Genomic DNA, 7,548 nt, shown 5'->3' on the forward strand with positions numbered 1-7,548 from the left:
CGTCAGAGGCGCTCGGGCGTCCGGATGCCCAGCAGGGCCATGCCCTGGTGGAGTGTGCGGGCGGTCAGATCGGACAGGAAGAGGCGGTTCTCCGCCACCTCCGTGGGCGGCTCCGGCTTGATCACCGGGCACTGGTCGTAGAACGTCGTGTAGAGCGACGCCAGCTGGTACAGGTACGCGGCCAGCTTGTGAGGGGCGTACTCGGCGGCGGCCTCGGCCACCGTCTCGCCGAACTGGTCCAGGTGCAGACCGAGCGCGCGCTCGGCCGGAGCCAGGTCGAGCTCCGGGTGGGCGAGCGGCGTACGGTCGCCGGCCTTGCCGAAGATCGACTTGATGCGGGCGTACGCGTACTGGAGGTACACGGACGTGTCGCCGTTGAGCGAGACCATCTGGTCGAGGTCGAACTTGTAGTCACGGGCCGCCGAGGTCGACAGGTCCGCGTACTTGACGGCCCCGATGCCGACCTGCGCTCCCCGCTCGGAGATCTCGGCCTCGGTCAGGTCGCGGGCCTTCTCGCGGACCACGGCCGAGGCGCGGTCGATCGCCTCGTCCAGCAGGTCCACCAGCCGGACCGTCTCGCCCTCACGGGTCTTGAACGGCTTGCCGTCCTTGCCGAGGACCGTGCCGAAGGCCAGCTGGACGGCCTTCACCTCGTCGTTCAGCCAGCCGGCCCGGCGGGCCGTCTCGAAGACCATCTTGAAGTGCAGGGACTGGCGGGCGTCCACCACGTACAGCAGGCTCGTCGCCTTCAGGTTCTGCACCCGGTCGCGGATGGCGGACAGGTCCGTCGCCGCGTAGCCGAAGCCGCCGTCGGACTTCTGGACGATCAGCGGGACCGGGTTGCCGTCCGGGCCCTTGACGTCGTCGAAGAAGACGCACAGCGCGCCCTCGGAGCGGACCGCGACGCCCGACTCCTCCAGGATCCGGCACGTCTCCTGGAGCATGTCGTTGTAGCCGGACTCGCCGACGACGTCGGGGTCCCGGACGTCCATGTCGAGCTTCTCGAAGACCGAGTAGAAGTAGATCTTCGACTCGTCGACGAACCGCTGCCACAGGGCGAGGGTCTCCTCGTCACCGGCCTGGAGGTCCACCACCCGGGCGCGGGCCCGGGTCTTGAACTCCTCGTCCGCGTCGAACAGCGCGCGGGACGCCTTGTACAGCCGGTTCAGGTTCGACATGGCCTCCTCGCCGGAGACCTCCGCGTCCGCCCCCTCGGCCTTGTGGTCCAGCTCGTGCGGGTGCTCGATCAGGTACTGGATGAGCATGCCGAACTGGGTGCCCCAGTCGCCGATGTGGTGCCGGCGGACCACGGTCTCGCCCGTGAACTCCAGGATCTCCACCATCGCCGCGCCGATCACCGCGGAGCGGAGGTGGCCGACGTGCATCTCCTTCGCCACGTTCGGCTGGGCGTAGTCGATGACCGTCGTTCCCGCCGCCTCGTTCAGCGGCACGCCGAGGCGCGCGTCGGCGGCGCGGGCCGCGAGGGTCTCCACGATGGCCGCGTCCGACACGGTGATGTTGAGGAAGCCGGGGCCGGAGACCTCGATCTCCTTCAGCACGTCGTTCGCGGGGATCGACGCGACGACCTTCGTCGCCAGCTCACGCGGATTGCCCTTGAGCTGCTTGGCCAGCGCCAGGATGCCGTTGGCCTGGAAGTCGGCCCGGTCGCTTCGTCGCAGCAGCGGGTCGGCGGAACCGGCCTCCGGCAGGGCTGCCGAGAGGCCTTCCGCGAGGCGCTGCTGCACGGTCGAAGCGAGGGAAGGGACCGAGGCCATGAGCTTCCGTTCCTGTTGTGTCGTGTCCGGGTGTTCCGGTGGTCTATTTCGCTTGTCAAGTGTCCCATGGGTGGGCAACGTGTTTTCCCGCCCGTCCCCCCGGCTGTGGACAAGTCGTGACCGGACGCCCGAGCGGAATCCGGCCTGTGGACAACCTCGGGGTGTCCGGTTCCGTCTGGGACAATGACGGGTGTAGGGCCTCGGAGGCTCCGAGGCATTCCCGCAAGGATTCCGGAAAGAAGGACGTACCGACCGTGGCTCAGAGCAGCACCGAGACCGACTGGGTCTCCCGTTTCGCGGACGAGGTCATCACCGAGTCGGAGCGACGTGCGCCTGGCAAACCGGTCGTCGTCGCCTCCGGCCTCTCCCCCTCCGGCCCGATCCATCTCGGCAACCTCCGCGAGGTCATGACCCCGCACCTGGTCGCCGACGAGATCCGCCGCCGCGGGTACACCGTCCGTCACCTCGTCTCGTGGGACGACTACGACCGCTACCGCAAGGTGCCGAACGGCATCGAGGGCATCGACGAGTCCTGGGCCGAGCACATCGGCAAGCCCCTGACCTCCGTCCCCGCCCCCGCGGGCTCGCCCCACGCCAACTGGGCCGAGCACTTCAAGGCCGCCATGGTCGAGGCCCTGGCCGAGCTCGGCGTCGAGTACGACCCGATCAGCCAGACCGAGCAGTACACCTCCGGCGTCTACCGCGAGCAGATCCTGCACGCCATGCGCCGCCGCGGCGACATCGACGCCATCCTCGACCAGTACCGGACGAAGAAGACCCCCAAGAAGCAGTCCCAGAAGCCGGTCGACGAGGCCGAACTGGAGGCCGCCGAAGGCTCCGGCGCGGCCGGCGAGGACGACGGCTCCGGCGGCGGCGCCGGGTACTTCCCGTACAAGCCCTACTGCGGGCAGTGCGGGAAGGACTTCACCACCGTCACCGCCTACGACGACGACACCACCGAGCTGAGCTACACCTGCTCCGCCTGCGGCTTCGCCGAGACCGTCAAGCTCAGCGAGTTCAACCGCGGCAAGCTGGTGTGGAAGGTCGACTGGCCCATGCGCTGGGCCTTCGAGGGCGTCATCTTCGAGCCCTCCGGCGTCGACCACTCCTCGCCGGGCTCCTCCTTCCAGGTCGGCGGGCAGATCGTCACCCTCTTCGACGGCGTCCAGCCCATCGGCCCCATGTACGCCTTCGTCGGCATCAGCGGCATGGCCAAGATGTCCTCCTCGAAGGGCGGCGTGCCCACCGCGGCCGACGCCCTGGAGATCATGGAGCCGCAGCTGCTCCGCTGGCTCTACGCCCGCCGCAGGCCCAACCAGTCCTTCAAGATCGCCTTCGACCAGGAGATCCAGCGGCTCTACGACGAGTGGGACAAGCTGGAGGCCAAGGTCGCCGACGGCACCGTGCTGCCGGCCGACGCCGCCGCGCACACGCGTGCCGCCCGCACCGCGGCCGGCGAGCTGCCGCGCACCCCGCGCCCGCTTCCGTACCGCACGCTGGCCTCCGTCGCCGACATCACCGCCGGCCACGACGAGCAGACCCTCCGGATCCTCACCGACCTCGACCCGGAGTCCCCCGTCACCTCGCTCGACGAGGTCCGGCCGCGCCTCGACCGCGCCGAGAACTGGATCACCACCCAGGTCCCGGCCGACCAGCGCACCATCGTCCGCGAGGAGCCCGACACCGAGCTCCTCGGCTCCCTGGACGACGAGGGCCGGGAGTCGCTCCGGCTGCTCCTGGAGGGCCTCGACAGCCACTGGTCGCTCGACGGGCTCACCACGCTCGTCTACGGCGTCCCGAAGGTCATGGCCGGTCTCACCCCCGAGGCCAAGCCCACCCCCGAGCTGAAGGTCGCCCAGCGCTCCTTCTTCGCCCTGCTCTACAAGCTCCTCGTGAGCCGCGAGACGGGCCCCCGCCTGCCCACCCTGCTCCTCGCCGTCGGCGCGGACCGGGTGCGCAAGCTGCTCGGCGCGTAAGCCGGCCGACCTACGGCGAAGGGCCGCTCCCGTGACGGGGGCGGCCCTTCGCCGTAGGCGCGGGTCGGGTCGGCCGGGTCGGCCGGTCGGCCGGGTCAGGCCTGTCGGCGGGTCAGGACGGGTCGAACTCCGCCATGTTCTGCTGGATGCGCTGCTGCACCTCCGGCGTCACCCAGCGGAGCAGGTCCGTGGGCGGGGCCGGGAGTTCCTGGGCGGCGTAGGACTCCGCCATCAGCTGGTCGAGCTCGAACGTCGTGGGGAAGCGGTCGCTCTCCTGCACGAAGCCGTACATCACCTTGTAGACGGTCTCGCGGAGCTCCTCCAGCTGCGGGTCGGGCTGCTGGTTGGGGTCGGGCTGCTGAGGCTCCCCGAACAGCTCGGGAGCCAGGACCTCGGGAGTCGACGGGTCGGCGACCGGCGGCTGGACGTGCCCCGGGAGGCCCTCCGCGGTCTGCGCGCTGTACGTGCCCCCGTACGCCTCCGGCGTGACCTGCGGGGTGTCGAACCAGGGGCTCTCGTGGTTCGGGTGGTGCGGCTCCTGGTGCTGGGGGTCCTGCTGCTGAGGGGCCTGGTGCTGAGGGGCCTGCGTCCGGGGCGGCTGCGGCTGCGGCTGTGCCGGTACGTGCGGCGGCTCCGCCTGTGGCCGGCCCTGAGCCTGGTGCGGTGCCGCGGGCAGCTGCGGGGCCGGGGCGACCGCGACGGGGACCTGGACCGGGGCCGGGTGCGCGGTGGGGTTCGGGTGCGGCGGCAGGAGGACGGGTTCGACGCCCGCTGCCGCGAGGCCCGCCGGGGCCGTCTCCGCGAGGGGGACGCCGTACCGGGCGAGCCGCAGCGGCATCAGCGCCTCCACCGGCGCCTTGCGCCGCCAGCCGCGGCCGAAGCGGGCCTGCAGTCGGGCCTGGTAGATCAGCCGCTCCTGCTCCAGCTTGATCACCTGGTCGTACGAGCGCAGCTCCCACAGCTTCATCCGCCGCCACAGCCGGAACGTCGGCACCGGCGACAGCAGCCACCGGGTCAGCCGCACGCCCTCCATGTGCTTGTCCGCGGTGATGTCCGCGATCCGGCCCACCGCGTGCCGCGCCGCCTCGACCGCGACGACGAACAGCATCGGGATGACCGCGTGCATGCCGACGCCCAGCGGGTCGGGCCAGGCCGCCGCGCCGTTGAACGCGATCGTCGCCGCCGTCAGGAGCCACGCCGTCTGCCGCAGCAGCGGGAAGGGGATCCTGAGCCAGGTCAGCAGCAGGTCCAGGGCGAGCAGCACACAGATGCCCGCGTCGATGCCGATCGGGAAGAAGTACGAGAACGTACCGAAACCCTTGTGTACGGCAAGCTCGCGCACGGCCGCGTACGAACCCGCGAAACCGATTCCCGCGATGATCACCGCGCCGCCGATGACGAGCCCGATGAGTATGCGGTGTGTGCGTGTCAGCTCCATCGCGGCCACCCGCGATCCCCTCCCGTGATTCGACGTCTCGCGGGCCCCAGAGTGGCACACATGAACGAGGCCCGACCCCCTGGGGAGGGACGGGCTCCGCTCGGACACGCCTGTCTGTGTTGATTTGTGTCAGTACCCGGGCGGCCGACGGGGGTTGGCCGGGCCGATCGGCGGGTACGACTACTTGTTGGCGGCGCCCACGGAGGCGACCGCCTCCTTCGCCGCCTTCGTCGCACCCTCGACGATCGTCTTCGCCTGCGGCACGGGCGCGCCCGCGTACCCGGCGCCGTTGTAGGACAGCAGGACCAGCACATTGCCGGTGCGCGCCACGATCGACGCGTAGGGGAAGTCCTCGCCGGTCTTGTTGACGGTGTACGTGACCATCTTCGCCTCGTCGCCGATACCGGTCACCGACGTGGTGCTCAGCGTCTTCGCGCCCGTGGTGCCCTGGATCTTCCCGAGCTCCTTGGCGAAGTTCTCCTGGGCGCGCGCCTGGCCGCTGCCGAGGGAGACCTCGGAGTCGTACCGGTAGAACGACACGTCGAGCCAGCGGTACTGCGAGCCCTTGACGCCCTTGTCCTCCAGGCCGTTCCACGAGCAGCCGCCGCGGTGGGCGAGGTCCGTGGAGGGGGCGGCGGTGCCGTTCTCGTTCTTCGCCTTCGGCACCAGTGCGGCGGTGGTCTTCGTCGCGATCGCCTTGCACGCCGAGGGCAGCTTCGCGAACTTCGCGGGCTCGACGGTCGGCGTCGGGGACGGGGTCGCCGACGGGGTGGCGGTCGCGCTCGCCTTCTCCCCGCCCGTCTTGGCGGCTCCGTCGCCGTCGCTTCCCGAGTCCGAGGAGCAGCCGGCGACGACGAGCATCACGGGGACGGCTGCGGCGGCGAGGATGCGGGTGAGTCGCGGAGCTGATCGCTGCATGGTTCCTTCAGTCGCTTGTCGTACGGCCGGTGGTGCCGGTGCCGGTCGGTGGCCCTGGCGGCCCTGGGTACGCCGACACGTTACGTGGTCCCCCCGCGGCCCGGGGGGCCGCGCGGGACACCGGGCGGCCGGCTACTCCTCCAGCCGGTCCGCCAGCAGACGGGCCAGATTCTGTGCCCTGTCCTGCAGTTCCTTGCTGTCCGGGGCAGGCGCCGTGCCCGTCGTGCGCTGTCGGTACTCGACGGTGACGACGACGTTCGATGTGCGGAACACCACGCTCACGACCCGCTGGCGGCCGGCGCCGCCGGCCGCACCGAGGGTGTCGCCGACGAAGGCGATGTCGCCGAGTCCGCCGAGCAGCCGGGGTTCCAGGCCGGTCGTCGCCGGCGCGGAGGGGGTGCCCGCGGCGGGGGCGCCGGAGGAGGCGGAGGAGGCGGAGGAGGGGCCTCCGGTGGGGGTGGCCCCGGTGGTGGTGCCGGTGCCGGTCGTCGGCGGCTGCGTGGGGGTGGTCGGGGCCGTGGTGGCGGTGCCCGAGGCGGTCGGGGCCTGCGGGGGCGTCGTCGGGGCGCCGGTCGGCGCGGTGGGCCCGGTGGGGGTGGGGGTCGGGAGCACCGGTACGGCGATCCCGGCCGCGAGCTGCTTGCGGGTGTAGACCTCCTGCGCCCGCGTGGCGTCACTCACCGTCGGGTCGTACGAGACCACCCGCTCCACGTCGAGCACCAGGCGGTGCGAACCGCCGTCCGCCGTGTCGGCGGTCCAGGTGCAGCCGACGCGGCGGTCGGTGTCGTACGTGACCGCGGCCGTGCCGCGCAGCGCCTTGGCGCGCTCGGCGTCGGCGAGCGTCAGGGTCCCGGGGAGCAGCTCGCGCAGGGCGGCCTGGGGGACGGCGCCGCAGGGTTCGAAGAGGGTGCGGTAGCGGCCGGGGGGTGCGACGGGCACGGCGGCGGAGCCGGCCTTCGCGTCGACCGTGACGTCCTCGGCGGTGCCGGCCGTCGAGCAGCCGGTCAGGGCGCCGAGCGCGACGCCGAGACCGGCGCCGAGGCCGAGGAGAGTGCCGGGGACGCGGCCGGGTGAGTACCTCTTTCGCTGCACCGTCCCAGGCTCCCTTCTCCCGAAGTCTTTCCCGAAAACTGTTTGCCGCCCCGTGAAGGCGGATGGACACAATGTCTATCGCACGCACAGCCGTTGATGCCGGTCCGCCGTCACCTGTACGGGCTTTGGCTCCGGTTTTTGCGTTATCAGACTTTTCGGGGGAATCGAGGAAGTATGTCGTATGTAGAGGTACCGGGTGCGCAGGTGCCCATCCGGATGTGGGCCGATCCTTCCACGGTGGAGGGCGGCGCGACGCAGCAGCTGCGGAACGTGGCGACGCTGCCGTGGATCAAGGGCCTCGCGGTCATGCCCGACGTGCATTACGGCAAGGGCGCGACGGTCGGTTCGG

The 7,548-nt window shown here is 71.2% G+C and carries 6 protein-coding genes; 2 read left to right on the top strand and 4 right to left on the bottom strand.

What is annotated here, in order from left to right; genetic code table 11:
* Window positions 1-2: 2 nt before the first annotated feature.
* Window positions 3-1,775, bottom strand: coding sequence for an arginine--tRNA ligase (argS, locus tag AB0E19_RS36265; RefSeq protein WP_362188689.1), 1,773 nt, complete (start codon window positions 1,773-1,775; stop codon window positions 3-5).
* Between the two features lie 254 nt (window positions 1,776-2,029).
* Here argS and lysS point away from each other — a divergent pair, with 254 nt between their 5' ends.
* Complete coding sequence (gene lysS / locus AB0E19_RS36270; RefSeq protein ID WP_362188692.1) at window positions 2,030-3,751, top strand: lysine--tRNA ligase; 1,722 nt, start codon at window positions 2,030-2,032, stop codon at window positions 3,749-3,751.
* A gap of 112 nt (window positions 3,752-3,863) precedes the next feature.
* On the opposite strand, the gene AB0E19_RS36275 is transcribed toward lysS, so the two are convergent.
* From AB0E19_RS36275 to AB0E19_RS36285, 3 genes are all read right to left on the bottom strand, one after another.
* The gene (locus AB0E19_RS36275; RefSeq protein WP_362188695.1) at window positions 3,864-5,198 is read right to left on the bottom strand and encodes a DUF2637 domain-containing protein; all 1,335 of its coding nucleotides are present in this window, start codon (window positions 5,196-5,198) and stop codon (window positions 3,864-3,866) included.
* A gap of 171 nt (window positions 5,199-5,369) precedes the next feature.
* Window positions 5,370-6,107 (bottom strand): DUF3558 domain-containing protein, encoded by a 738-nt coding sequence (locus tag AB0E19_RS36280; protein WP_362188698.1) that lies wholly within the window; start codon window positions 6,105-6,107, stop codon window positions 5,370-5,372.
* A gap of 132 nt (window positions 6,108-6,239) precedes the next feature.
* Window positions 6,240-7,199 (bottom strand): DUF3558 domain-containing protein, encoded by a 960-nt coding sequence (locus AB0E19_RS36285; RefSeq protein WP_362188701.1) that lies wholly within the window; start codon window positions 7,197-7,199, stop codon window positions 6,240-6,242.
* A 174-nt stretch (window positions 7,200-7,373) separates the two neighbouring features.
* Between AB0E19_RS36285 and AB0E19_RS36290 the strand changes: the two genes are divergently transcribed.
* Window positions 7,374-7,548, top strand: a 175-nt coding sequence (locus AB0E19_RS36290; protein WP_362188707.1) for an RtcB family protein, incomplete at its 3' end; no start/stop codon positions are given.

This window comes from Streptomyces sp. NPDC047974 (genome assembly GCF_040653375.1).
GTDB lineage: Bacteria > Actinomycetota > Actinomycetes > Streptomycetales > Streptomycetaceae > Streptomyces.